The organism is Streptomyces sp. NPDC041135, from assembly GCF_055592085.1.
In genome coordinates this window covers 116665-141206 of sequence record NZ_JBVIYZ010000005.1, presented here as the reverse complement: position 1 = coordinate 141206, position 24542 = coordinate 116665, and the positions used below count along the sequence as shown (strand labels likewise).

Here is a 24542-nt window from a genome sequence, read left to right as displayed (position 1 = left end):
GCAGCCGAGCGTACGCCGCGCTCTGCGCGAGCCGGACGGCGGTACCGGCGACGGGCCCCGGCGCCTTCCCGGCAGCCCTAAGCTGGCCGGATGTTCAGCCCCGAAGGCCCCAGCCTCCGCGAACTCGCCGTGCAGGCCCTGTCGTCCGTCGAGCACGGCTACGACCTGCTCGCCCCGAAGTTCGACCACACCCCCTTCCGCACCCCCGCCGCGGTGCTCGACTCCGTCACCGCGGCGCTCGCCCCGCTCGGCCCGTTCGAGGACGGGCTCGACCTGTGCTGCGGCACGGGCGCCGGTACGCGGGCGCTGGCGCGGCTGTGCCGCCGCAGCGTCACCGGCCTCGACTTCAGCGCCGGCATGCTCGACGTGGCCCGCCGGCAGGAGCGGCCCGGGACCCCGGACGTCGCCTGGGTGCGCGGCGACGCCCGGGCCCTGCCGTTCGCGGCCCGCTTCGACCTGGTCGTCAGCTTCGGGGCGTTCGGCCACTTCCTGCCGCGTGAGCTGCCGGGCCTGTTCGCCCAGGTGCACGCGGCGCTGCGGCCCGGCGGGCGCTTCGCCTTCCCGGTGCTCGCGCCGCCCCGTCCGTCCCGCCCGGCCTTCTGGGCGCTGCTGGGCTTCGACGCGGTGATGCGGGTGCGCAACGCCCTGTGGCGGCCGCCGTTCGTCATGTACTACCGCGCCTTCCGGCTCGGGGACGTGCTGGCCGCGCTGGAGCGGACCGGCTTCGCCGTGGACCTCTACGCCCTGCCGGAGTTCGGCACGCGCGACGACGGCAGCCCCCGGGCGCGGATGGTGGTGGCGCGGCGCCGCGCCGGTGGTCAGCCGGCGGCGGGCAGCGTGAACTCGTAGACGAGGGCGTCCTGCTGGGCGTTCACCGTCAGGTCGGTGATCTCCAGCGGCCGGGCGTACTGGTCGTGCACGCGCCGCGTCACCCGGACCGACGCGGCGTCCACGGCCGGGGTGATGGCGTCGCGGTGGTGCAGGGTCAGACCGGCTCTGCGCATCCAGTCGTAGGCACGCCGCAGCTGGGCGGCGGCCGCGCCGTCGGCCCGGTCGCGGTAGCGGCCCAGCTCCGCCACCTCGGCCAGGGCGACGGCCGAGAACGACGTCACCGCGGTCCGCAGGGTGCGGCCGTCGGGCGCGGCGGACTGGTAGCGGTGGACCAGTGTCGGGCGGTGCGGGTCGAGGCCGAGCGCCGAGGCGTGGGCGGCCGGCGGCGCCTCCCAGGTGACGGTGGACCGGTCGACCGCGCACGGGTCCGCCGTCCGGGCGCCCACGGGGAAGGTGAGGGAGAGCGGGTCCTCCACCGGCCGGCCGGGCAGGGTGGCGTGGCTGCCCCGCCGGTCGGTGCTGACCAGGCCGTCGCGGCGCAGCACCTCCAGCGCCTGCCGGACGGTCTCCCGGCTGACCCCGTAGTGGGTGGCCAGCTCCCGCTCGCCGGGCAGTCGTTCGCCGGGCGGGACGGTGCCGTCGCGCAGTTCGCCGAGCAGTTGCGCCGCGATTCTCCAGTACAGGGGCCGGTCGTCGGTCGGCTGGTGGTCGTAGGGGGTGGTGCGGTCCATGCCGCGCCTCCTGGTGGTCACGGGACGTAGCCGTACGGGCTCATTGCGCGACCAGATCTAGCATTGGTCTAAACCAGTTGGGAAGAGGTGCCCCCCGGTTCGGCCGAAACCCGTCCCGCGCCACCCCCGCTCACAAGGCGCTGTACACCGCCCGGACCAGGGCCGTCTTGCGCGGGTCGTCGGCGATGTGCGGCCCCATCCGGTTCATCGTGTACCCGAGCGACACCCCGGCGTCCGGGTCGGCCAGCCCGCAGGAGCCGCCGAACCCGTCATGTCCGAAAGCCCGCGGATCGGGTCCGTAGGAGCCGTGCGGACCGCTCAGCCACAGGCCGAGCCCGATCTCCATGTCGCGATCGAGGCCCGCCCCCAGCACCAGGTCGCGGCAGGCGCCCTGCCCCTCCCGCACCCGCTCGGCCGCCGCCTTTGACAGCACCCGGCGGCCGCCGAACGAGCCGCGCCCGGCGAAGACGCCGTACAGCGCGGCGACCGCGCGTGCCGTGCCGTGCCCGTTGGCGGCCGGTATCTCCGCCGCCCGCCACCGCGCGGTGCCGGCCTCGGCCGCGCCCACCGGCGGGTTCGCCAGCGCCGCCAGCGCCACCGGCGGCAACTGGCGTGCGGCGGACGCCTGCTGCCCGTTCGCCCCGAGGTGAGCGGGCACCAGCTCCGCCGCGCGTCCCGACTCCTTCTCGGGCAGCCCGATGGTGAAGTCGATGCCGAGCGGCCCGGTCACCTCCCGCTCCAGGAAGGCCCCCGGCAGCAGCCCCGAGACCCGGCGCACCACCTCACCGACCAGGAACCCGTAGGTCAGCGCGTGGTAACCCGACCGGGTGCCCGGCTCCCACCAGGGCCGGGTGGCCGCCAGCCGGGCCGTGGTCAGCTCCCAGTCGCAGAGCTGGGCGAAGCTGTGCGGCTCACGCAGCCCGGCCAGCCCGGCCCGGTGCGACAGCAGGTGCCGCACGAGCACCTTCTCCTTGCCCGCCGCGGCGAACTCCGGCCAGTACGCGGCCACCGGCGCGTCGAGGTCGAGCAGGCCCCGGTCGGCCAGGATGTGCGCGCACAGCGCCACCGGCCCCTTGGTGGTCGACCACACGTTGACCACGGTGTCCCGCTCCCAGGGCCGGGTGCGGGCGGCGTCCGCCCAGCCGCCCCACAGGTCCACCACGGTCCGCCCGCGGACCGTCACGGCCACCGCGGCGCCGAGTTCGTCCCGGGCCCGGAAGTTCTCCTCGAACGCCTCCCGTACCGCGGCGAACCGCTCGTCGCAGTGGCCGTGCACGCTGTACTCGGAATCGGACATGGGCCGGACCTCCGCCGTCGCAGTAAAGACCCCGGCCCGCCACACCGCGGCCCGGGCCCCCCGAACGTACCGACTGGTCGGACTGGAGGGAAGTGCGCGGTCTCAGACGTACGAGCGCAGCCAGCGCACCTTCTCGGCCTCGTGGAAGGGGCCGCCGCCCTCGTGGTCGTTGAAGTCGTACACCTCGATCGCCTTGTCCTGGTGCGCCCAGGCGTTGAAGGCCGCGAACACGGTGGACGGCGGGCAGGTCTGGTCCTCCAGGCCCACCGAGAACAGGGCCGGGCTGCGGCCGCGGGCGGCGAAGTGGACACCGTCGAAGTAGGACAGCGTGCGCAGCGCCTCCGCCGTGCGGCCGCGGTGCGTCTGAAGGAACAGGCCTATCTCCCGGTACGGGTGACGGTCCGTCAGCGGCACGGCGCGCGGGAAGTCGCACAGGAACGGTACGTCCGGCGCCACCGCGACCAGGTCGGGGACCAGGCCCCCGACGGCGATGTTGATGCCGCCGCCCTGGCTCGACCCGATGGCCGCGGTGCGCGCCGCGTCGGTCAGCGGGTGGGAGCGCGCCGCCTCGACCGCACGGACCGCGTCCGTGAACACCCGCCGGTAGTAGTAGTGCTCGGGGGCGTCGATGCCCCGGGTCATGAAACCGGGGTACGAGGGAGCGGCGCCCACCGGGTCGGCCGTGGCGCCCCCGCCGCCCCAGGCGCTGCCCTGCCCCCGGGTGTCCATGGTGAAGTGCGCCCGGCCCGTCGACGCCCAGAGCAGGTTCTCGTGCGGCAGACCGCGCCCGCCGCCGTACCCGACGAACTCCACCACCAGCGGCAGCGGCTCCCGCGCCCCGGCCGGCAGCCGCAGCCAGCCCTTGACCGGGTGACCGCCGAAGCCGGCGAACGTCACGTCGTACACCCGCACCGTGGACAGCCCCGTGTCGACGGGTTCGAAGCGGGCGTCCAGGTCGAACTCGCGGGCCTCCTCCAGGGTCTTCGACCAGAAGGCGTCGAAGTCCTCGGGCTCGGTGGAGCCGCTGCGGTACGCGCGGAGTTCGTCGAGGGGGAGGTCGAAAAGGGCCATGTACAACCGCCTTGGGGAGGGAAACCTGCGGATCATCACACGGTAGGTGAGTGGTCGGACGAGTCGCCAGGGTCGCGCGGTGGACCACGCCACCGGCGGCCGCCGCCGTCCGGGGCCGATGCGCTGCTCACGGCGGTGGACCGGGCGCGGCGCGGGACGGACCGGGGCGCCGGGCGGCACGGCGGGTGGCCGGGTCACCCTCGCCTCGCCTCGCGCGGGGTGGGGTACCTCGCGGCGGGGCTCAGGGGGAGGGCGGTGCCGGGGTGGCGCGGGGGAAGGGCGCCGGGGAGGCGGGCTCAGCCGAAGCGTTCGATGCGGATGCGGTCCACGGGCTGTCCGGCCGCCACCAGCAGCCGCGAGGCGTGCTCGGCGAAACCGTTGGAGCCGCACACATAGGCCTCCCACCCACCAGGGGGCTGCTCGGCCAGGAGCGGGGCCACATGTGCGGCGGTCATACGGCCCACCGGCACACCGTCCGGCGCCCGCCGCGTGAACACGGCCGCGGCCTCCACGCCGGTCCCGCCCGGCCCCGGACCCCGCCCCGGCGCCAGCCCGAGTTCGCGGGCGTAGATCAGCTCTCCCGGCTCGCGCGCCGACACCAGCAGCCGCAGCGGGACGTCGAGGCCCCGCGCCCGGTGGTGGCGGACCATGGACATCAGCGGCACCACCCCGGAACCGGCCCCCAGCAGCAGCGCGGGCCGGTCGCCGGGCCAGGCGAAGAAACCGCTCAGCGGGCCGCGCACCTCGACCGTGTCCCCGGGCCGGGCCACCGTGTGGAACCAGCCCGAGACCTCGCCGTCCGTCAGGTGGTCCAGGGTCAGCTCCACGTGCCCGGCGTCGTCCGGCGGCGAGGCGATGGAGTAGTGGCGCTGGGCCACGTAGCCGTCGGCGGCGGTCAGCCGCAGCATCAGGTGCTGGCCGGGCAGATGTCCCGCCCAGGCCGGGACCGCGAAGCGGAAGGTCGCCGCGCGCGGCGTCTCGCGCCGGATCGCGGTGAGCGTCGCGGTCTGCCAGCGCGAGGCCGCCTGGTCGCTCACCGGAATCCGCCCGGGCACCGCGAACCGGGTCGGGGGCGCGAACGCCCCGGTCGTCGTCTCAGTCACCGGAGTACCGCTGCTCCTCCCACGGGTTGCCCCGCGCGTGATAGCCGTTGCGCTCCCAGAACCCCGGTTCGTCGCGGTCGAGCAGGGTGATGCCCGCGATCCACTTGGCGCTCTTCCAGAAGTACAGGTGCGGCACCACCAGCCGCGCCGGTCCGCCGTGCTCCGCGGGCAGCGGCGCGCCGTCGTACTCCCAGGCGATCCACGCCCGGCCGCCCCTCAGGTCCGCGAGCGGCAGGTTCGCGGTGTACCCGGTGTGCGACCAGGCGACGGCATGGGTGGCGGACACATGGGGGCGCACCACATCGAAGAAGGCGTCCAGCGAGACACCGCCGAACCGCACCCCGAACTTCGACCAGCCCGTCACACAGTGGATGTCACCCGCGTACGCCGAGGCGGGCAGCGCGTGCGCCGCGTCCCAGTCCCAGGTGTGCTCCCGCTCCACCAGTCCGTCGACGCGGAAGGACCAGTCGGCGGGCAGCAGGGCGGGCGTGACCTCGGCGGACAGGACGGGCCAGTCGTCGCCGGCGTCGTACTGGCCGGGCGGCAGCCCCGGGTTGTCCACGCGCGGGCGGCCCGTGAAGCCTCGGGTGACGTTCATACTTCAACGTTAAGGCTTCGGCGCCCGTGCTCCGTCCCCCCGCCGGCGTGGCCCCGGCCTCCTGCCGGTCCCGCCCCGGCCCTGCTCCACCGCTGGTCAGCGCGGTGGGCGGGGCGACCGGGCGGCGAACATTGCGGCTGTGTGAAGTCTGCGCGCGCTCGGGAATAGCGGCCGCGCGCCGCTCCTTGCCGCTGAGTGCCGGCACCGCCCCGTCCCGGTGGTGCGTCCCGGTGGAAACGGCGAGGAGAGCGAGGAAACACATGCGCAAGGCGTACGTCCGCACGCGGTGCGCCCGCACGCGGTGCGGCGGACCGGAGAGCGGAACCCGCGGCCACGCCCGCGGCGCGACCGTGACCGGGGCCGCCGTATGAGCCACGTCCTGGACAATCCCGCCCTCGCCGCGCTGACCGGCCCGCACGCCCGCTTCGCCGAGCGGCGCGGCCGGGTCCTGCGCTACCCGCTCGACGTGTCGCCGTGGCTGGCCCTGCCGGACGAGCCCGAGGCCGCCGACTGGGCGGACCTCGCGGCGCTCGCCGGACCGGGCGCCGAGGTGCCGCTGCCCGGCTACGGCGGCCCGGTGCCGGACGGCTGGGAGGTCACCGCCCGCATCGACGGCGTCCAGTTCGTCGACGACGGCCTGGCCGCCGCACCGGACCCGGAGGCGGTCCGTCTCGGCCCGGCCGACGTACCCGAGATGCTCGACCTGGTCGCCCGCACCCAGCCCGGGCCGTTCCTGCCCCGCACCATCGAACTCGGCACCTACCTCGGCATCCGCCGTGACGGCGCCCTGATCGCCATGGCGGGGGAGCGGCTGCACCCGCCGGGCTGGACCGAGATCAGCGCCGTCTGCACCGACGCCGCCCACCGCGGCGAGGGTCTGGCGAGCCGGCTGATCCTCGCCGTCGCCCACGGCATCCGGGAGCGTGGGGAGACCCCGTTCCTGCACACGAGCGCCGGCAACACCACCGCCATCCGGCTGTACGAGGCGCTGGGCTTCCGGTTGCGCCGCCGCACGGCGTTCCTCGCGGCCCGCGCGCCGCAGCGCCTGGCCGACGGACGGGAGGCCGTACCGGTCGGCTAGGACCGGCCTGCCGCGAACGTCCCGTCGGTCGGTCCCTCAGCCGGTGGCGGTGGCGGTGGCGTCCGGCGGGGCCGCGTTGTAGCGCTCCAGGTAGGCGGCGAACCGGACCAGGTCCTGCGGCGGCCAGTCCGCGAGCCGTTCCCGGAAGGCGGCGTGGCGGCTGCGCGTCACCTGGGCGAGGATCTCCTGCCCGGCGCCGGTGAGGTGCAGCACCTGGACCCGGTGGTCCCCCGGGTCCGGGCGCCGTCCGACGAGCCCGGCCCGCTCCAGCGCGGCCACCTGGCGGCTGACCGTGGACTTGTCCAGCGCGTAGTGCGCCGCCAGGTCGGTGGCGCGGCAGCCGCCGCTCTCCTCCAGGTGCCCGAGCAGCGTGTAGGAGACCAGCGACAGCTCGGGGTGCATCCGGCCCGCCGAGGCCCGCGCCCGGCGGGCGAAGGCCGTCATCTCGCGCTGGATGGTCTCGACGGCCGCCTCCGCCGCGTCCACGGATGTCACGGGCACACCTCCTCGCACGTTCTCGTTGCACACTACAACTTGATCCGGAGGACGGGAGTCCGCGGGCGCTCACCGGCTCCGCGCCCGGGGCGCCCGCCGGCCGGGGTAGGGTGGCCGTCCGGCCGTGGACAGGTGCGGCCGCCGGCTGCCGAGGAGGTGAGACCCGTTACCGCTGTGTCAGTTCGGGTGCTCTCCCTCCGCGACGGCGCGGATCACCGGTAGCGGTGAGCGCGAGAGCGCCCTTCGGTTCCCCGGTTCCCGAAAGGCTCTCCGCCTCCATGCCCCTTCAGCCCCCGCATCCCGCCGGACCCCCGCGCCCCCCGCACCCGTCGAGGCCCCCGCGTCCTGTGCGTCCCGCACCCGCGCGGCCCGCCGGACCCCCGCAGCCGCCGCCCTCCTTCGCCGCCGTGGTGAGCACGCTGCGGGCCGCCGGCTGCGTCTTCGCCGAGGACGAGGCGCGGCTGCTGCTCGCCGCCGCCGAATCGCCTGAGCACCTGATGTCGCTGGTGGACCGGCGCGCCGGCGGCCTGCCCCTGGAACTCGTGGTCGGCTGGGCCGAGTTCCACGGACTGCGGATCGCCGTGGCGCCGGGCGTCTTCGTCCCGCGCCGCCGCACCGAGTTCCTCGTCGACCAGGCGCTGGCCCAGGCCCCCGGCGCGTCCGTCGTCGTGGACCTCTGCTGCGGCTCCGGCGCGGTCGGCGCCGCACTCGCCGCCGCGCTGGGCGGGGTGGAGCTGCACGCCGCCGACATCGACGCCGAGGCGGTGCGCTGCGCCCGCGGCAACCTCGCCGCCTTCGGCGGCCAGGTCCACACCGGCGACCTGTTCGAGGCGCTGCCCGCGGCCCTGCGCGGCCGCGTCGGCATCCTCGCGGCGAACGTGCCGTACGTGCCCAGCTCCGACGTCGGTCTGCTGCCCGCCGAGGCCCGCGACCACGAGCCGCTGACCGCCCTCGACGGCGGCCCCGACGGCCTCGACGTCCTGCGCCGCGTCGCCGCGGACGCACCCGGCTGGCTCGCCCCGGGCGGCTGTCTGCTCACCGAGACGAGCGAACGTCAGGCCGCGGCCGCCGTCGAGGCGTTCACCGACGCCGGACTGGTGACCCGGCTGGCGGTGTCGGAGGAGCTGTACGCACGAGTCGTGATCGGCGTGCGCGCCTGACCCGGCAGGCGCGGACGGGTGTGGACGCCGCGCGCGGGACATCGGCCGCGCGCCCGTCCGCTCTGGCCGCGTGCCTGTCCGTCGCGGCCGGGCGCGCGGTCACGGCAGTTCCTGCGCCCGCGCGATGAGCAGGGCCACGTCGTCGTGGTTGTCGGGGTGGTGCAGGGTGCTCAGCAGGAGGTCGCAGGACTCCTGGAGGGGGCGGGCGGGGTCGTCGAGCAGGGACAGCAGGAAGTCCAGCCGTTCGTCCAGCGAGTGCCGGCGCGTCTCGACCAGTCCGTCGGTGTAGAAGACCAGTTCGTCCCCGGGCTCGAAACCGACGGTGATGGTGGAGAAGGCGACCCCGCCCACCCCCAGCGGCACCCCGGTCGGCAGGTCGAGCAGCTCCGGCGGGCGGCCGGGGCGGACCCGGGCCGGGGGCAGGTGCCCGGCGTTGGCGATCCGGCACTGCCGCAGATGCGGGTCGTGGACGGCGTACACGCAGGTGGCGATGGAGTGGTCGAGGCCCGAGGTGGTCCGGTCGAGGTGCGTCAGCAGCAGCGCGGGGTCGAGGCCGAGGGCGGCCAGTGTGGTGGTGGCGGTGCGCAGCCGTCCCATGGTCGCCGCGGCGCTGATCCCGCTGCCCATGACGTCCCCGACGACGAGCGCGGTCCTGCCGCCGTCCAGCGGGATGACGTCGAACCAGTCGCCGCCCACCTCGCTGGTGGCGCCCGCCGGCTGGTAGCGGGAGGCGACCTCCAGGCCGGTGGTCACCGCCGGATGGGTCGGCAGCAGACTGCGCTGGAGGGTCAGGGCGGTGCTGCGGGCGTTCTGGTACCAGCGCGCGTTGTCGATCTGCACCGCGGCCCGGGCGGCCAGCTCGCGCGCCAGGAGCAGGTCGTCCTCGTCGAAGGGGACCGGGTTGCTGGTGCGTTTGAGGTCGAGCGCGCCCAGCACCTCGCCGCGCGCGATCAGCGGCACGGCCAGATACGAGTGCAGCCCCGCCCGGCCCAGCAGCACGGCCGCCTCCGGTGAGCGGGCGATCCGGGCCAGGTCGTCGTCCTTGACCTGGGGCACCAGGACCGCCTCGCCGGTGCGGACGCACTCGGTGACCAGGCGGTCGGGTGCGTACCGGGCGATCCGGCCGGGCGGGTCGGCGGCCCGGGCGGCGTCCGACTCGGGCTCGGCGCGGACGGCGAGGGCGCGCAGCATCGCCGGCTCGGACGGGCCGAGCGTGCTGCGGCGGCCCTCCACCACGGCGTCCAGCAGGTCCACCGCCGCCACGTCGGCGAGTTCCGGCACCGCCACGTCGGCCAGTTCCCAGGCGGTGCGGTCCAGCTCCAGGGTGGTGCCGATGCGGGCGGAGGCGTCGGCGACGACGGCGAGCCGGCGCCGCGCGGCCTCGGCCTCGACGCCCGCCCGGTACTGCTCGGTCACGTCCACCAGGGAGGCGGCCACGCCGAGCACATGGGCGGTGGCGTCCTCCAGCCGGTACAGCGACAGCGTCCACACGTGGTCCTCGTCCGGGTCGGCCGGGGTGCGGCCGACCAGGGAGCGGTCGACCAGCGGCGTGCCCGTCTCCAGCACCCGGCAGGCCGCCGACTCCAGCGCGTCGGCGTCCAGCCGCGGCAGCACCTCGCGCAGGGTGCGGCCCACGTGCTCCCCGGCCGGCATCCCGGTGATCCTCTCGAGCGCCGGGTTGACCGACACGAACCGCAGCCGCGTGTCGAGGACGGCGAGCCCGAGCGGGGACTGCTCGACCATCCGTTCCGACAGCGCGACGTTCTGTTCCAGCCGGCGGACCGTGGTCTGGTCGGCCGCGAGCCCGAGCGCGTACACCTCGCCGCGGTCGTCCAGCAGCCGCATGTTGCGGAACTCCACCAGACGGGTGGAGCCGTCCTTGATCCGGATCGGGAACCCGCCGGCCCAGCTCTGCCCGGTGCGCAGCACGTCGGCGAACAGTTCACCGACCAGCCCGATGTGCCGCTCATGCACCATCAGCCGGGCCGCGTACTGCCCGAGCGCCTCCCGCGCGGTGTAGCCGAACAGCTCCTCGGCCTGCGGACTCCACAGGACGATGCGCCCCTGGGCGTCCAGCACCACCGAGGCCACGCCCAGCACGTCCAGCAGCCCGCCCGGCCGCACCGGCCCGCGCACGGGCTCGCCACTCCCGGCCACGGGAGCCCCGGCTGCACTCATGCCACGCACCGCCTTCGACCCTCGGCACGGCACGACCGGCGTGCCGACTCCCCTTGTTCTACCGCGTCGGCGCCCGGCTCCCGGACGCCGACGGGGGCTATCTCCACCATCTCTCAACACGAGGGTCCGCGTCTGCCTGTGCGCCCGCGCGCGCCGGGCGCCTTTCGTGCGGCCACCGGCCACCGGCCACCGGCCACCGGCCCCCGTGGACCCGGGACCGCTTCGCCGGCCGTTCACCGCCATGGTGCCCGCTTGCTATGTACATGACTATCCGGTCGCGCCAGACTGTCCGCCGACCGAGTGTCTCCACCCCCCGCCCGAGGAGTCGGCCATGCCCGCGCCCACCCGGCGACGCCGTCACGCAGTCCTGACCGGACTTGTCACGCTCGCCACCGCTGCCGTCGTGTCCCTCGCCGTACCCGCCGCGCCCGCTGCCGCCGCCGGCACCTGGACCGAGACCGGCTCCGACCGCGCCGACCCGCTGACCGAGAGCCAGGGCCTGACCTCCGTGGAGGTTCCGGCGGGCAGCCCGAACCGCTACACCGGCATCGGCACCGTCCCCGTCGGCCTCAGCGCCCGGGGCTGGAATCACGTGGGCGACCCCGACGCCTCGTACAACGGCTACTACATCGAGCCCTACCAGCGCGACTCCGGCAACGCCAAGATGTTCCGGGTGCAGGCCCCCGGCGGCGCCTGGTCGGAGTACGTCCACACGCTCGGCCCCGGCGAGGCCCTCAACAACTCCTGGGACGCCGTCTCGCCGGACGGCCGCTGGATGCTCGCGGGGGAGTGGGGCACGATGACCCGCCTGCTGGTCTTCCCGACCCCCGGCGTCAATCCGGTCACCTCGCCCTCGGTGAACCTGCCGCGCGTCTCCGACGTCCGCCTCGACCACGCCGTGCGCGACGTCCAGGGCTGCGACTTCTCCGGGCCGACCACGCTGCTGTGCTCCTCCGACGACCCCGAAGGCGCCCTCTTCGGCATCACCAAGCCGCTGCTGCGGATCGACCTGTCCGCGGCGCCGGACGGGACGGCCGACGTCACCGGCCACGTCACGGCACTCCGCCAGCTGCCGCTGCGCAGCTCCTGCTCGGGGAACTTCGAGTCCGAGGGCATCGACTACGACCGCCGCACCGGCATCCTGCGCGTGATCGTCGTGTCACCGGGGTTCTGCGTGCTCACGGACAGCAAGACGTACAAGTTCACCGAGGGGTGAGCGGCGCCGCGCACCGGTAGTGACCGCGGGGAGATGGTGCTTTGCTGAGGATGGAAGCGGTTTCGCGGGGTACCCCTTCCCACTGCAGCGCGGCTACGAAAGGAGCGATCATGGCGAACGCGGAGCGGTCGCATCCGGAGACCGTCTCGGTGGAGCTGAGCGGGTCCGCGGAGGACGCACGGGCCGTTTTCGACGCCCTGAGCACCTGTTTCACGTCCGACCGGGGTGACGACGAGGTGCCCCAGCAGACCCACGAGAACCGTCCCATGGTGTGGATGGGCACCTACGAGGTCGGAGAACCCCGGGACAAGGAGTGCCCGCCGGTACGGCTGGGCTCCGCCGTCCAGGCGGACGTCCAGGGCGGCTACTGGGCCGTCGACCGGTTCCGGCAGTCCCTGGACGCGATGTTCACCGTCCACGAGACCAGCGCCTCCGGCGACCAGGAACGGGACCTGCACCTGCGGCTGGAGACCCGCGCCGCCCAGTAGCGCGCCCGGGGCGAGGCTCCGGCCGACCCCACCACCCGTACAGAGAAGCACCCGTACAGAGAAGCACCCGTACGCCCCGGCCGGCCCCTCGCCCGCCGGGGCGTTCCGGTGTGCCCGGACGGCGGACGTGCCGGCGGGCGGACCGGGAGGCGGAAGGCTGAGGTCCCGGAGCGCGAAAGGTGGCGGGAGTCACCGCGGCCCGGTTGTGCAACTAGTTGCACAACCCGCCGCGCGTCCTCTACAACTACGGGGACGACACCGTGTACGGAGGGCCCCCGATGAGCCGCTATCCCCATCTGCTGACCCCGCTCGACCTGGGCTTCACCACCCTGCCCAACCGGGTGCTCATGGGCTCCATGCACGTGGGCCTGGAGGAGGCGGAGCGCGGCTTCGAGCGGATGGCGGCGTTCTACGCCGCCCGGGCCCGCGGCGGAGTCGGCCTCATCGTCACCGGCGGCATCGCGCCCAACGACGAGGGCCGGCCCTACGAGGGCGGCGCCAGGCTCACCACCGAGGCGGAGGCCGACCAGCACACGGCCGTCACCGAGGCGGTGCACCGCGAGGGCGGCCGGATCGCGATGCAGATCCTGCACTTCGGGCGGTACGCCTACCACCGCGACCTGGTCGCGCCCAGCGCGCTGCAGGCCCCGATCAGCCCCTTCGTGCCGCGCGAACTCAGTGACGCCGACGTCGAGCGCACCATCGACGACTACGCCCGCGCCGCCCGCCTCGCCCGCCGGGCCGGCTACGACGGCGTGGAGATCATGGGCTCCGAGGGCTACCTGATCAACGAGTTCACCGCCGCGCAGACCAACCACCGCGAGGACCGCTGGGGCGGCTCGTACGAGAACCGGATGCGCTTCCCCGTGGAGATCGTCCGGCGGGTGCGGGAGGCCGTCGGCGAGGACTTCATCATCATCTACCGGCTGTCCATGCTGGACCTGGTGCCCGGCGGCTCGACGCTGGACGAGGTGATCACGCTCGCCCGGGCCGTGGAGGCCGCCGGTGCGACGATCATCAACACCGGCATCGGCTGGCACGAGGCCCGCATCCCCACCATCGCCACCTCCGTGCCGCGCGGCGCCTACACCTGGGTCACCAGGAAGCTGATGGGCCAGGTGTCCGTCCCGCTGGTCACCACCAACCGCATCAACACCCCGGAACTGGCCGAGGAACTGCTCGCCGAGGGCTGTGCCGACATGGTGTCCATGGCCCGCCCGATGCTCGCCGACCCCGACTTCGTCGCCAAGGCCGCGGCGGGGCGCCCCGAGGCCATCAACACCTGCATCGGCTGCAACCAGGCCTGCCTGGACCACACCTTCGGCGGCAAGATCACCTCCTGCCTCGTCAACCCCCGCGCCTGCCACGAGACCGAGCTGGTGCTCTCGCCGACCCGGCTGCGCAAGAGCGTCGCCGTCGTCGGCGCCGGACCGGCGGGCCTGGCCTGCGCGGTCGGCGCCGCCGAACGCGGCCACGCGGTGACGCTGTTCGACGCCGGCAGCGAGATCGGCGGCCAGCTGAACGTGGCCCGCAAGGTCCCCGGCAAGCAGGAGTTCGACGAGACGCTGCGCTACTTCCGCCACCGGCTCGACGAGGAGGGCGTGGACGTACGGCTGGGCACCTGGGTCACCGCGGCCGACCTCGACGGCTACGACGAGGTCGTGGTCGCCACCGGCGTGACCCCGCGCACCCCCGACATCCCCGGCATCGACCACCCCCGCGTCCTCGGCTACCTCGACGTCCTGCGCGACGGCGCCCCCGTCGGCGACCGCGTCGCCGTCCTGGGCGCCGGCGGCATCGGCTTCGACGTCGCCGAGTACCTCACCGACGGCGGCGACAAGGCGCACGAGGACCCGGCGACGTACTTCCGGCACTGGGGCGTCGACCTGGACTACCAGGGGCCCGGCGGCCTCGCCGCCCCGCAGCGCCCCGCGCCGCCCCGCACCGTGCACCTCCTCCAGCGCAAGACCACCAAGGTCGGCGCCGGACTCGGCAAGACCACCGGCTGGATCCACCGCACCGAACTGAAGCAGCGCGGCGTCACCATGGTCCCGGGCGTCCGGTACGACCGCATCGACGACGCCGGGCTGCACGTCACCGTCGACGGCAGCAGCACCGTCCTGGAGGTCGACACGGTCGTGCTGTGCACCGGCCAGGAACCGCGCCGGGACCTGTACGACGAGCTGGTCGCCGCGGGCCGCAGCGCCCACCTGGTCGGAGGCGCCGACGTGGCGGCCGAACTGGACGCCAAGCGCGCCGTCAAGCAGGGCACGGAAGTGGCGGCGGCGCTCTAAAGGGCCGTCCGGCAATTGCCGTCCGGCCCGTCAGGGGCCCGGCGGCGCGTCCCTAGGATGAGGCCATGTCACTGCCGCACGCGATCCTCACCGCCCTGCTGGAGAAGCCGTCGTCGGGGCTGGAGCTGACCCGGCGGTTCGACAGGTCGATCGGCTACTTCTGGTCCGCGACGCACCAGCAGATCTACCGCGAGCTGGGGAAGCTGGAGGCCGGAGGCCACATCCGCGCGCTGCCCGCCGACCAGCCGGCCCGCGGGCAGAAGAAGAGGTACGAGGTCCTGCCCGCGGGCCGCGCCGAACTGGCCCGCTGGACCGCCGCGTCCCAGGACCCCAAGCCCCAGCGCGACGTCCTGCTGCTGCGGCTGCGGGCGGCCGCGGTGGTCGGCACGGCCGGCCTGGAGAGCGATCTGCGCCGCCATCTCGAGCTGCATCGGCGGCAGTTGGCGGAGTACGAGGAGATCGAACGGCGCGACTTCCCGCCCGGCAAGGACGGTCCCCAGGACCGGCTGCGCCACCTGGTGCTGCGGGCGGGCATCGACCTGGAGACCTTCTGGACGCAGTGGCTCACCCACGCGCTCGAGGAGTTCGGCGGTCTGCCGGCCCACGGGAGCGGACCGGCGGCCGGCGCGTCCGGCTGAACCCCGGCCGCCTCAGAGCCGGTACGGCTTCGACCGGCGGCGCAGGACCCAGCCCGTGGCCACGATCCCGGTACCCACCAGCGCCGCGCCCACCCCCAGCGTCAGCGGGCCGTAGTCGCGGGCGGCGCCGCCCAGACCGCCCATCACCCCCCGGGCGGGCGCGGCCGTCGAGGTCGACGAGATCGTCGGCAGCGAGGGCGAGGAGACGATCACCGACTGGCTGCCCGCGGTCGTGCCGTTGGAGCACACCACGACGACGGTGTACGTCCCCGGGCTGATGCCCGACCAGGCCGCGGACTGGCTGACGCTGGTGCCGGACAGGGCCGTCTGGCGGCCCTGGGCGAAGCTGGTCTGGCTGCTGCTGAGCAGGGAGGCGTTGCCCCAGCTGCCGTTGTTCTGGGTGCACGCGCTGGTGACCACCGAGACCGTGGAGCCGGTCGTGCTCACCGAGATACCGGAGACCGCGGCGGACGGGCCGGCGACGGCGGTGGGGAGCGCGGCGGCTGCCGCCAGGGTCAGGCCGGAGCGGAGAATGAATCGTGTAGTACGCATGGGCTGCCCTCCGGCGGCACGGTCGGCGGAACTCTCGTGCGCCGCCTCGGGGTCGGGGATCGGCCGTGCTGCCTCAGTCGCAGCCAACTCCCCGCCGGCCCGGCCCGCATGCGGACGGCGCCCGTACGGGTGACCGATCCCGCCCCGGCGCGGGCCCGCGCCGCCCGTCCTCAACGTCCCGCGCCCGCGCCCCCGGTGCCCGTGGTGACGGCCCGCTGCGCCGAGTACCCGCCCCAGGTGCCGTCCGGCAGCCGCGCCCGGATGCGCACCCGGTGCCCGGCCCCCGCCTCCCGGCCCACGTAGAAGCTGGTGTGCGCCCGCCCCGGCGGCGGGGTGCCGCCCCACACCAGGGAGGTCGCCGCGCTGCCGTCGAGCTGGATCTGATACTCCGTGACCGTCCCGTCGACGCGCGGCGGCATCCAGGACAGGTCGAGGTAGTACGCCCCCCGCTCCCGGTGGCTCGTCACCCGCAGGCCGGTCGGCGCGGTGTCGCGGCCGTCGTCGTGGCCCGGCGTGGTCAGCCGCACCGGGGTGCTCGCGGGCGAGAGGTTGTCGGCCGCGTCGCGGGCCCGGACGGTGAAGACGTACCGGGTGCCGGGACGCAGCCCGGTGACCACGGTCGCGGTCTGGGTCCCGCCCACGCTGTGGATCTTCACCCCGCCCTGGCAGACGTCGTACGACAGCACGGCCCGGTCGTCCCGCGACGCGCCCCAGGACAGCTGTACCGCCCGGCTGCCGACCGCCCGGCCGGCCGGACCGCGCGGCCGGGTGGGCGGCGCGTGGTCCGCCGCGGTCACGGCGGGCGTCCGGGCCCGCACCTCCCGGCTGTCCGGGCCGAGACGGCCGTCGGTGTCCCGGGCCCGCACGGTGAACACATACAGGGTGGACGGCCTGAGCCTGGTGACGTCCACCATGTGCTGCGAGCCCGGGACTTCCTTCACCTTCGTGGCGCCGCGATACACCTCGTAACCGCGGACGCGGGAGCCGCCGCCCACCACCGCGTTCCACATCACGTGCACGCTGGTGGCGCTGCCGGCCGTGGCGCTGACGCCCGCCGGAGCCGCGGGCAGGCGCCCGCCGTCCTCGCCGGCGGCGCCGCGGCCGCAGGCGGCCAGCGCGAGCAGCGCGGCGCAGACCGCGAGGGCGAGTGCGGGGCGGAGCGGGACAACGTGTCGCACGGCTTCGTCTCCCGGAACGGCGGCACGGCAATGGTCCGGACCAATATGGCGCGGACGGGGCCCTTCCATCAAGAGGGCCGCCGTCGTCGGCGCCCTGGGGTGTTACATATGCTGGTGTTCTGTGCGGCTCAACTCGCCTGCCCGGCGGAGTGGTTGAGCCAGTGGCGCGGACACGCTGTCGTCGCCGGTCCCGCGCCGCCGCGGGCGGCCGGGGCGCTCCGGGGCCGTTCCGGCCCCGGACCCCGGCTCCCTGCCCGCGATTCCTCACGACGTGTCACACGCGTGCTCCATCCGGCCCTCTCGCGGTGCCGCTTTATGGCACTTGACCTATTTTGCGCCAGATTGTGGCTACGTCTGGCCGAATCGTGGCTGGTCCTGGCCAGTCCTGGCCAGTCCTCCATGTCCCCGAGGAGAGGGTTCCTCATCGTGCGTGTCCCCTTGCGTGTGCAGTCCCTGACCTTCGCCGCGGCCGGAGCCGCCCTGCTCGCCCCCTGCCCGCCCGCGGCCGCGGTCCGTCCCACCGGCACCGCCGCGGTCCGTCCCACCGGCACCGCCGCGGTCCGTCCCACCGGCACCGCCGCGGTCCGTCCCACCGGCACCGGCACCGCCGCCCCCGCGGCCCGGAAAGAGGGCGGGGTCACCGCCGCCGAGCTGCTGGCCCGGGCACGGAACTGCACGCCGGTCTCCCGCGGCCGCTACCGCACCGACGCCGACACCCGCGCGGCCGTCGCGGTGTGCGGCACCCCGGACGCCGTGTTCTGGAAGGCCGACCTGGACGTCGACTGCGACGGCCGTCCCACCGCCCGCTGCAACCGCCGCACCGACCCGTGCTTCCTGGCCGAGACCGCCTACCCGCAGTCGAACGGCCGCTACCCCAGCGCTGAACGGCTCCCCTACATCGTCGTACCCGCGCCCAGCGCCCGCTGGAACCCGCGGGCGCACGGCGTGCGGAGCGGCTCCGTCGCGGCCGTCGTCTACCGCGGCCGGGTGCGGTACGCGGTGGTCGGCGACACCGGCCCGCGCGACATCATCGGCGAGGCCTCCTACGCCACCGCCCGCGCCCTCGGCATCCGCCCCGACCCGCGCGAGGGCGGGGCGGACTCCGGTGTCACCTACATCGTCTTCAGGGACTCCCGGGCCGAGCCCATCGAGGGCCACGCCGGCACGGTGGCGACGGGCGAGCGGCTGGCCCGGCGCTTCGTCCGCGGCGGCTGACCGTACCCCGCGTCCGGCAGTCCACTCGAACACCGGCCCACCCGCTCACCTGCCCACCCGACTCACCTCGCCGCCCGGACCTCACTGCTTGCGGTAGGTGTACGCCTCGGCGGCCGCCGCCTCGACCGCGTCCAGGTCGGCGCCCGTCGACGCCGTCACCACCGCGGCCACCGCGCCCTCGACGAAAGGCGCGTCCACCAGCCGGGCGCCGGGCGGCAGCTCGTCGCCCTCCGCCAGCAGCGTCTTCACGGTCAGGACCGCGCTGCCGAGGTCGGTCAGGACGGCGACCCCGGCACCCCGGTCCACGGACGCGGCCGCGGCGCAGATCAGCTCGGCGCTCGTACCGAGCCCGCCGCCCTCCGTACCGCCCGCCGGGGCGACGGGCACCGCCGCGCCGCCGCCCGCGAGGCCCTTCGCCAGCTCGGCGACCGACGCGGCCACCTCCGCGCTGTGCGACACCAGCACGATCCCGACCAGCCCGTCGTCACTCACCGCCGGCCTCCCCGCCCGCCGCCGCCTCCTCGAGACCGGCGACGAGCAGCGCCGCCGACGTGGCACCCGGGTCCTGGTGCCCGATGCTGCGCTCGCCCAGGTAGCTGGCCCGGCCCTTGCGGGCCTGGAGCGGGACGGTGTCCCGCGCGCCCTGGTCGGCGGCGGTCCGGGCGGCGGCGAAGCCGTCCGCGAGCGCGTCGACGGCCGGCACCAGCGCGTCGATCATGGTCTTGTCGCCGGGCGCCGCGCCGCCGAGCGCCCGCACCGCGTCCACCCCGGCCCGCAGCGCCTCCGCCAGCTCCTCCTCGCTGACCTCGGCCGCGTCCCCGAGCGCCTTGCCGGTACGGCGCAGCAGCGTGCCGTACAGCGGCCCCGACGCCCCGCCGACCGTGGAGATCAGCCGGCGTCCGGCGAGCGTGAGGACCCCGCCCGGGGTGTCCGGCGCCTCCTCCTCCAGGACGGCCGTGACGGCGGTGAACCCGCGCTGCAGATTGCTGCCGTGGTCGGCGTCCCCGATGGGGGAGTCGAGGGCGGTGAGCCGCTCCGCCTCACGGTCGACGGACGCGGCGGCCGCCGTCATCCAGCGGCGGAAGAAGTCGGCGTCGAGCACTGGAACTCCTCGCGTGGTAGGGATGTCGGTCGCCCGGCCCGGGGGTGTCACATCCCCCAGCGCAGGGCGGGCGTCTGCACCGGCGCGTCCCACAGCCGCAGCAGCTCCTCGTCGACCTGGCAGACGGTGACCGAGGCGCCCGCCATGTCCAGAGAGGTGACGTAGTTGCCGACCAGGGTGCGGGCCACGGTGACCCCGCGTTCGCCGAGCACCCGCTGCACCTCGGCGTTGAAGCCGTACAGCTCCAGCAGCGGGGTGGCGCCGAGGCCGTTGACCAGGACCAGGACGGGGCTGCGCACGGGCAGGTCGTCCAGGACGGCGTGCACCGCGAAGTCGGCGATCTCACCGGCGGTCATCATCGCCCGCCGCTCGCGTCCCGGCTCGCCGTGGATGCCGATGCCCAGCTCCAGCTCGCCCGGCGGCAGATCGAAGGTGGGGCTGCCCTTGGCCGGGGTGGCGCAGGCGGTGAGGGCGACGCCGAAGCTGCGGGAGCTGCCGTTCACCTGCCGCGCGACGGCCTCCACCCGCTCCAGCGGCTGCCCCTCGGCGGCCGCGGCACCCGCGATCTTCTCCACGAACAGGGTGGCCCCCGTGCCGCGCCGCCCGGCCGTGTACAGACTGTCGGTGACCGCCACGTCGTCGTCGACGAGCACCTTCGCGACCTGGATGCCCTCGTCCTCGGCGAGTTCGGCCGCCATGTCGAAGTTCAGCACGTCACCGGTGTAGTTCTTCACCACGAACAGCACGCCCGCGCCGCTGTCCACGGCGGCCGCGGCCCGCGCCATCTGGTCCGGCACCGGCGAGGTGAACACCTCTCCCGGACAGGCCGCCGACAGCATGCCGGGGCCGACGAACCCCCCGTGCAGCGGCTCGTGCCCCGAACCGCCGCCCGAGATGAGCGCCACCTGCCCGGCCACCGGGGCGTCCCGGCGCACGATCACCCGGTTCTCCACGTCCACGGTCAGCTCCGGGTGCGCGGCCGCCATTCCGCGCAGCGCGTCCGCCACCACGGTCTCCGGGACGTTGATCAGCATCTTCATGCCTGCCTCCTCATGCGCCGGCCGGGTGACCCTCCGGTCCGGGGCCCTGCCGGCCGGCCCGGGCCGGAGCGCCGCGGTCGCGGCGGACTGCTTGTCATCGGCGGGGCGGATGTCGACAGGCCCCTGAGGGAAGTATCTGCCCTCCCGGGCCCGGAGGTCACGTGGTCGGCCCGGCACACGGCAGCCCGTGCCCGGCGCGCGGCCGCTCCACCCCGCCCACCGGGCGACACCACGCTCGTGGAGGTCGCGGAGCGGGTGCCGGGCCCCGCCCGCGGCGGACGCCTGTCAGGCCGGCTTCGGGAAAAGGAACGCCGCCTGCCCGCCCGCCCCGCGCGTCACACGGAGGGTCGCCGAACGTCACCCAAGTCGCGTAGAGGGCCGCAGGTGCGGACAATCAGGTTCCAAGGTGTGAAAGCAACTGGCAGGGGAACTCTGCCAGCCGGTGCCGTCCAGCCAACGGCGGCGCCACCAGGGCGGTCCCGCGCATCGGCGAGGACCACGCGCCCTGCCCTCGTCTTCCCGCAGGCCGGCCGACCCCGTGTCCCGGCCGCACGCGACGCCCCGGACGCCCCCTCGCGGCGGCGGAACGGGTGCGGACGAAGGAACCCCTATGACTGGTGCCACCCCGGCCTTCCCCTGGCGGCGTGCCCTGGTGACCGGCGGTGCCGGCTTCCTCGGCTCCCACCTCTGCGAGCGGCTGCTGGATTCAGGTGTCGAAGTCGACTGCGCCGACAACCTGGCGTGCGGCGTCCGGGCGAACGTCGCCCACCTCGACGGCCGCCCCGGCTTCCGTTACGTCGACTGCGACGTCTCGGCCCCCGCCTGCCCGGAGCGGCTGGCGGGGCCGTACGACCTGGTCCTGCACTTCGCCTGCCCCGCGTCGCCGGCCGACTACCTGCGGCTGCCGCTGCAGACGCTGGACGCCGGCAGCCTCGGCACGCGCCACCTGCTCGCGGTCGCCGAGCGCGACGGCGCGCGCTTCCTGCTCGCCTCCACCTCCGAGGTGTACGGCGACCCCCTCGTCCACCCCCAGCACGAGGGCTACTGGGGCAACGTCAACCCCGTCGGCCCGCGCAGCGTCTACGACGAGTCCAAGCGGTTCGCCGAGGCACTCGTCACCGCGCACGCCGCGGCCCGGGGCACCGACGCCGGCATCGTCCGGCTGTTCAACACCTACGGGCCGCGGATGCGGGCCCACGACGGCCGTGCCGTGCCCACCTTCATCTGCCAGGCCCTGGCCGGAGAACCGGTCACCGTGGCCGGCGACGGCAGCCAGACCCGCTCGCTGTGCTACGTCGACGACACCGTCGAGGGCGTGCTGCGGGTGGCCGCCAGCCGGTCCGTGCGGCCGGTCAACATCGGCGGCAGCGACGAGATCACCGTGGGTGAACTGGCCCGGCGCGTGGTGGAACTGACCGGCTCCCGCTCCCCGCTCGCCTTCGTCGACCGCCCCGTCGACGACCCCGGCCGGCGCCGCCCCGACACCAGCCTGGCGCGCGAACTGCTCGGCTGGGCGCCCCAGGTGCCCTGGGAAGAGGGGCTCAAGCAGACCATCGCCTACTTCGCCGCCGCCCTGCCCGTGGGCCGGGAGCCGGTGCCGCAGGCCTGACCACCCACCAGCCGGCCGCCCTGGAGGCAGCGCCATGCACGTCCTTGGTATCAACGCACTCTTCCACGACCCGGCAGCCGCCCTCGTGACGGACGGCCGTGTCGTGGCGGCGGCGGAGGAGGAGCGCTTCTCCCGCCGTAAGCACGGCAAGCGGCCGCTGCCCTTCTCCGCCTGGGAGCTGCCCGAGCAGTCGGCCCGCTGGTGCCTGGAGCAGGCGGGCCTGCGTCCGGCCGACCTGGACGCGGTCGCCTACTCCTACGACCCCGCCCTGGCCCGCCCCGCCGACCGGCTCGGACTGCACGATCCCTGGGACCACCTGCGCCAGGACTACGCCCGCCAGGCCCCCGGCTTCCTCGCCGAGGCACTGCCCGGCCTGGACCCCGCCAAGGTCCGGTTCGTGCCCCACCACGTGGCGCACGCCGCCTCGGCCGGAGCCGTCTCGCCCTACCCCGACTGCGCCGTCCTCGTCCTGGACGGCCGCGGCGAGTGCGGCTCCCACCTGGCCGGCCGGTACACCAACCGGGAACTCACCGTCCTCGACACCCAGGAACTGCCCGACTCCCTCGGCCTGTTCTACGAGGACCTCACCCAGCACCTCGGATTCCTGCGCAGCAGCGACGAGTTCAAGGTGATGGCGCTCGCCTCCTACGGCACCCCGCGCTTCGCCGAGCGGCTGCGCCCCTACGTCCACGCGGGCGAGCGGGGCGGCTTCCGGGCCCGCCCGGTGCCCTGGGCGTCGTTCGTGCCGCCCCGGCCGCCCGGCGGGGCGTGGGACCAGGACCACGCCGACCTCGCCGCCAGCGCCCAGCGGTGCCTGGAGGACGTCATGCTCCACCTGGCCCGCCGGCTGCGCGAACGCACCGGCGAGGAGGCGCTGACGATGGCCGGCGGGGTCGCCCTGAACTGCGTCGCCAACACCCGGCTGTACCGGGAGAGCGGCTTCCGGCACATCTGGGTGCAGCCCGCCGCCGGTGACGCCGGCACCGCCCTGGGCGCGGCCGCGCACGTCGCGGGCGAGAAGGACACCCTGGAGCCGATGGCCACCGCCGCCCTCGGACGCGGGTGGAGCGACGCGGAGCTGCGCGACTGGCTGGAGCGGGCGGCGGTGCCGTACGAGGAGCCCGCCGACATCGCCGAGACGGCCGCCGCGGAACTCGCCGCCGACGGCATCGTGGCCTGGTTCCAGGGGCGCAGCGAGTACGGCCCCCGCGCACTCGGGCACCGCTCGCTGCTGGCCCACCCCGGGCACGCGCGCAACGTTGAGCGGCTCAACGCGGTCAAGGGGCGCGAGGAGTTCCGGCCCGTCGCCCCCATGGTCCTCGCCGAACGGGCCGCCGCACTCTTCGACGGGCCGCTGCCCAGCCCGCACATGCTGTTCGTGCACGACGTGGCGCCCGACTGGCGCGCACGCATCCCGGCCGTCGTCCACGTCGACGGCACGGCGCGCATCCAGACGGTCGACCGCGCCGACGAGCCGCTGGTGGCCCGGGTGATCGACGGCTTCGAGCGGCGCACCGGGCTGCCGGTGATCGTCAACACCAGCCTCAACACCGCCGGCCGGCCCATGGTCGACGACCCGCGCGACGCCCTGGAGTGCTTCGGGTCGGCCCCCGTCGACCTGCTCGTCCTCGGCCCGTTCGCGATCCGGCGCGGAAAGGTCTTCGCATGAGTCCCGCGCCCGAGTACACCGTCGTCATCCCGACGATCGGCCGGCCCTGCCTCGCCGACTGCCTGCGCGCGCTGGCCGCCGCCGAGGGGCCCGCCCCGCAGCAGGTCGTCCTCGTCGACGACCGCCCCGCCCCCGAGGCCGAACTGCCGGTCGAGGCCGCGGGTCCGCTGCTCGGCCGGCTCCAGACCCTGCGGACCGGCGGACGCGGACCGGCCGCCGCCCGCAACGCCGGCTGGCGCGTGGTGAAGACACCCTGGACGGTCTTCCTCGACGACGACGTCCAGGTGCTGCCCGACTGGTCCCGCCTCCTCGCCGACGACCTGGCCGGCGCCGGCGAGGACACCGGCGGCATCCAGGGGCGGCTGCGCGTACCCCTGCCCGCCGACCGCCGGCCCACCGACTGGGAACGCAACACCGCCGGACTGGAACAGGCCGCCTGGGCCACCGCCGACATGGCCTACCGCACCGAGGCGCTCGCCCGGGTCGGCGGCTTCGACGAACGCTTCCCGCGGGCCTTCCGGGAGGACGCCGACCTGGCCCTGCGCGTCGAGCGGGCGGGCTGGACCCTGCACCGGGGCCGCCGGGTCACCCGCCACCCGGTCCGCCCCGCGCACTGGTGGGCCTCGCTGCCCGCCCAGCGCGGCAACGCCGACGACGCCCTGATGAACCGGCTGCACGGGCCGGACTGGTGGACCCGCGCCCGCGCGCCCCGGGGACGGCTGCGCCGGCACCTGGCCGTGACCGCCGCCGGACTCGGCGCCGCGGGCTGCGCCCTCGCGGGCCGGCGCCGGCCGGCGGCCGCGCTCGCGGCCCTGTGGGCGCTGGGCACCGCCGAGTTCGCCCTGGCCCGCATCCTGCCCGGCCCCCGGACCGTGCACGAGATCGCCGGCATGGTCGGCACCAGCGTGCTCATCCCGCCGCTCGCCGTCCGGCACTGGCTGCACGGAGTGATCCGCCACCGCCACGCCGAACCCCTGGGAGACATCCCGTGACCCC

General features: G+C 75.2%; 23 protein-coding genes. 11 read left to right on the top strand and 12 right to left on the bottom strand.

Annotated features, from left to right (window positions below):
- Positions 1–90 precede the first annotated feature (90 nt).
- Positions 91–849 carry a class I SAM-dependent methyltransferase gene (locus ACZ6CZ_RS14160; RefSeq protein WP_469019464.1) on the top strand — a complete coding sequence of 253 codons (759 nt, stop codon included), beginning with the start codon at positions 91–93 and terminating at the stop codon, positions 847–849.
- On the opposite strand, the gene ACZ6CZ_RS14155 is transcribed toward ACZ6CZ_RS14160, so the two are convergent.
- The 5 genes from ACZ6CZ_RS14155 to ACZ6CZ_RS14135 form a co-directional block, all read right to left on the bottom strand.
- The gene (locus tag ACZ6CZ_RS14155; RefSeq protein WP_469019462.1) at positions 819–1562 is read right to left on the bottom strand and encodes a GntR family transcriptional regulator; all 744 of its coding nucleotides are present in this window, start codon (positions 1560–1562) and stop codon (positions 819–821) included. The two genes, ACZ6CZ_RS14160 and ACZ6CZ_RS14155, sit on opposite strands and share 31 nt — an antisense overlap.
- 130 nt (positions 1563–1692) lie before the next feature.
- Positions 1693–2859 (bottom strand): serine hydrolase domain-containing protein, encoded by a 1167-nt coding sequence (locus ACZ6CZ_RS14150; RefSeq protein ID WP_469019459.1) that lies wholly within the window; start codon positions 2857–2859, stop codon positions 1693–1695.
- Between the two features lie 102 nt (positions 2860–2961).
- Complete coding sequence (locus tag ACZ6CZ_RS14145; RefSeq protein WP_469019456.1) at positions 2962–3930, bottom strand: acetylxylan esterase; 969 nt, start codon at positions 3928–3930, stop codon at positions 2962–2964.
- A gap of 296 nt (positions 3931–4226) precedes the next feature.
- The gene (locus ACZ6CZ_RS14140) at positions 4227–5033 is read right to left on the bottom strand and encodes a ferredoxin reductase (RefSeq protein ID WP_469019454.1); all 807 of its coding nucleotides are present in this window, start codon (positions 5031–5033) and stop codon (positions 4227–4229) included.
- Positions 5026–5631 carry a sulfite oxidase-like oxidoreductase gene (locus ACZ6CZ_RS14135; RefSeq protein ID WP_469019452.1) on the bottom strand — a complete coding sequence of 202 codons (606 nt, stop codon included), beginning with the start codon at positions 5629–5631 and terminating at the stop codon, positions 5026–5028. Before ACZ6CZ_RS14135 ends, ACZ6CZ_RS14140 begins: the two co-directional genes overlap by 8 nt.
- 367 nt (positions 5632–5998) lie before the next feature.
- Between ACZ6CZ_RS14135 and ACZ6CZ_RS14130 the strand changes: the two genes are divergently transcribed.
- Entirely contained in the window at positions 5999–6712 is a 714-nt protein-coding gene (locus tag ACZ6CZ_RS14130) for a GNAT family N-acetyltransferase (protein ID WP_469019450.1), read from the top strand.
- A gap of 36 nt (positions 6713–6748) precedes the next feature.
- Here ACZ6CZ_RS14130 and ACZ6CZ_RS14125 read toward each other — a convergent pair whose 3' ends face one another.
- Positions 6749–7198, bottom strand: a complete 450-nt coding sequence (locus tag ACZ6CZ_RS14125; RefSeq protein WP_469020500.1) for a MarR family winged helix-turn-helix transcriptional regulator — start codon at positions 7196–7198, stop codon at positions 6749–6751.
- A 419-nt stretch (positions 7199–7617) separates the two neighbouring features.
- On the opposite strand from ACZ6CZ_RS14125, the gene ACZ6CZ_RS14120 reads away from it, so the two are divergent.
- Positions 7618–8367, top strand: a complete 750-nt coding sequence (locus ACZ6CZ_RS14120; protein ID WP_469020497.1) for a putative protein N(5)-glutamine methyltransferase — start codon at positions 7618–7620, stop codon at positions 8365–8367.
- A 99-nt stretch (positions 8368–8466) separates the two neighbouring features.
- On the opposite strand, the gene ACZ6CZ_RS14115 is transcribed toward ACZ6CZ_RS14120, so the two are convergent.
- Positions 8467–10545, bottom strand: a complete 2079-nt coding sequence (locus tag ACZ6CZ_RS14115; protein ID WP_469019447.1) for a SpoIIE family protein phosphatase — start codon at positions 10543–10545, stop codon at positions 8467–8469.
- A gap of 331 nt (positions 10546–10876) precedes the next feature.
- Between ACZ6CZ_RS14115 and ACZ6CZ_RS14110 the strand changes: the two genes are divergently transcribed.
- The 4 genes from ACZ6CZ_RS14110 (at position 10877) to ACZ6CZ_RS14095 (ending at position 15181) form a co-directional block, all read left to right on the top strand.
- On the top strand, positions 10877–11761 hold the full coding sequence (locus tag ACZ6CZ_RS14110; RefSeq protein ID WP_469019445.1) for a hypothetical protein: 885 nt from the start codon (positions 10877–10879) through the stop codon (positions 11759–11761).
- 110 nt (positions 11762–11871) lie between these two features.
- Positions 11872–12249 (top strand): hypothetical protein, encoded by a 378-nt coding sequence (locus ACZ6CZ_RS14105; protein WP_469019442.1) that lies wholly within the window; start codon positions 11872–11874, stop codon positions 12247–12249.
- Positions 12250–12527: 278 nt separating this feature from the next.
- Entirely contained in the window at positions 12528–14543 is a 2016-nt protein-coding gene (locus ACZ6CZ_RS14100) for an NADPH-dependent 2,4-dienoyl-CoA reductase (protein WP_469019441.1), read from the top strand.
- Positions 14544–14608: 65 nt separating this feature from the next.
- Positions 14609–15181 (top strand): PadR family transcriptional regulator, encoded by a 573-nt coding sequence (locus ACZ6CZ_RS14095; protein ID WP_469019439.1) that lies wholly within the window; start codon positions 14609–14611, stop codon positions 15179–15181.
- 12 nt (positions 15182–15193) lie between these two features.
- Here the strand turns inward: ACZ6CZ_RS14095 and ACZ6CZ_RS14090 are convergent, their stop codons facing one another.
- Together ACZ6CZ_RS14090 and ACZ6CZ_RS14085 are read right to left on the bottom strand one after the other, a co-directional pair.
- Entirely contained in the window at positions 15194–15733 is a 540-nt protein-coding gene (locus tag ACZ6CZ_RS14090; protein WP_469019438.1) for a hypothetical protein, read from the bottom strand.
- Positions 15734–15903: 170 nt separating this feature from the next.
- Positions 15904–16911, bottom strand: coding sequence for a fibronectin type III domain-containing protein (locus ACZ6CZ_RS14085; protein ID WP_469019436.1), 1008 nt, complete (start codon positions 16909–16911; stop codon positions 15904–15906).
- 438 nt (positions 16912–17349) lie between these two features.
- Here ACZ6CZ_RS14085 and ACZ6CZ_RS14080 point away from each other — a divergent pair, with 438 nt between their 5' ends.
- Entirely contained in the window at positions 17350–18126 is a 777-nt protein-coding gene (locus ACZ6CZ_RS14080) for a glycoside hydrolase family 75 protein (RefSeq protein ID WP_469019435.1), read from the top strand.
- Between the two features lie 81 nt (positions 18127–18207).
- Here ACZ6CZ_RS14080 and ACZ6CZ_RS14075 read toward each other — a convergent pair whose 3' ends face one another.
- From ACZ6CZ_RS14075 to dhaK, 3 genes are read right to left on the bottom strand one after another with little or no spacing between them, the layout of a single operon-like run.
- Positions 18208–18618: a PTS-dependent dihydroxyacetone kinase phosphotransferase subunit DhaM gene (locus ACZ6CZ_RS14075; RefSeq protein ID WP_469019432.1), complete on the bottom strand. Its 411-nt coding sequence runs from the start codon at positions 18616–18618 to the stop codon at positions 18208–18210.
- Positions 18611–19228 (bottom strand): dihydroxyacetone kinase subunit DhaL, encoded by a 618-nt coding sequence (gene dhaL, locus ACZ6CZ_RS14070; RefSeq protein WP_469019429.1) that lies wholly within the window; start codon positions 19226–19228, stop codon positions 18611–18613. The genes ACZ6CZ_RS14075 and dhaL overlap by 8 nt, the downstream gene beginning before the upstream one ends.
- 47 nt (positions 19229–19275) lie before the next feature.
- Positions 19276–20268 carry a dihydroxyacetone kinase subunit DhaK gene (dhaK, locus tag ACZ6CZ_RS14065; protein ID WP_469019427.1) on the bottom strand — a complete coding sequence of 331 codons (993 nt, stop codon included), beginning with the start codon at positions 20266–20268 and terminating at the stop codon, positions 19276–19278.
- A 610-nt stretch (positions 20269–20878) separates the two neighbouring features.
- Here dhaK and ACZ6CZ_RS14060 point away from each other — a divergent pair.
- Genes ACZ6CZ_RS14060 through ACZ6CZ_RS14050 form a run of 3 tightly spaced genes read left to right on the top strand, consistent with a single transcriptional unit; the run spans position 20879 to position 24538 of the window.
- A complete protein-coding gene (locus ACZ6CZ_RS14060; RefSeq protein ID WP_469019424.1) occupies positions 20879–21877 on the top strand; it encodes an NAD-dependent epimerase/dehydratase family protein in 999 nt (332 codons plus the stop codon).
- A 34-nt stretch (positions 21878–21911) separates the two neighbouring features.
- On the top strand, positions 21912–23546 hold the full coding sequence (locus ACZ6CZ_RS14055; protein WP_469019422.1) for a carbamoyltransferase family protein: 1635 nt from the start codon (positions 21912–21914) through the stop codon (positions 23544–23546).
- A complete protein-coding gene (locus tag ACZ6CZ_RS14050; protein ID WP_469019420.1) occupies positions 23543–24538 on the top strand; it encodes a glycosyltransferase family 2 protein in 996 nt (331 codons plus the stop codon). The genes ACZ6CZ_RS14055 and ACZ6CZ_RS14050 overlap by 4 nt, the downstream gene beginning before the upstream one ends.
- The last annotated feature ends 4 nt before the right edge of the window (positions 24539–24542 follow it).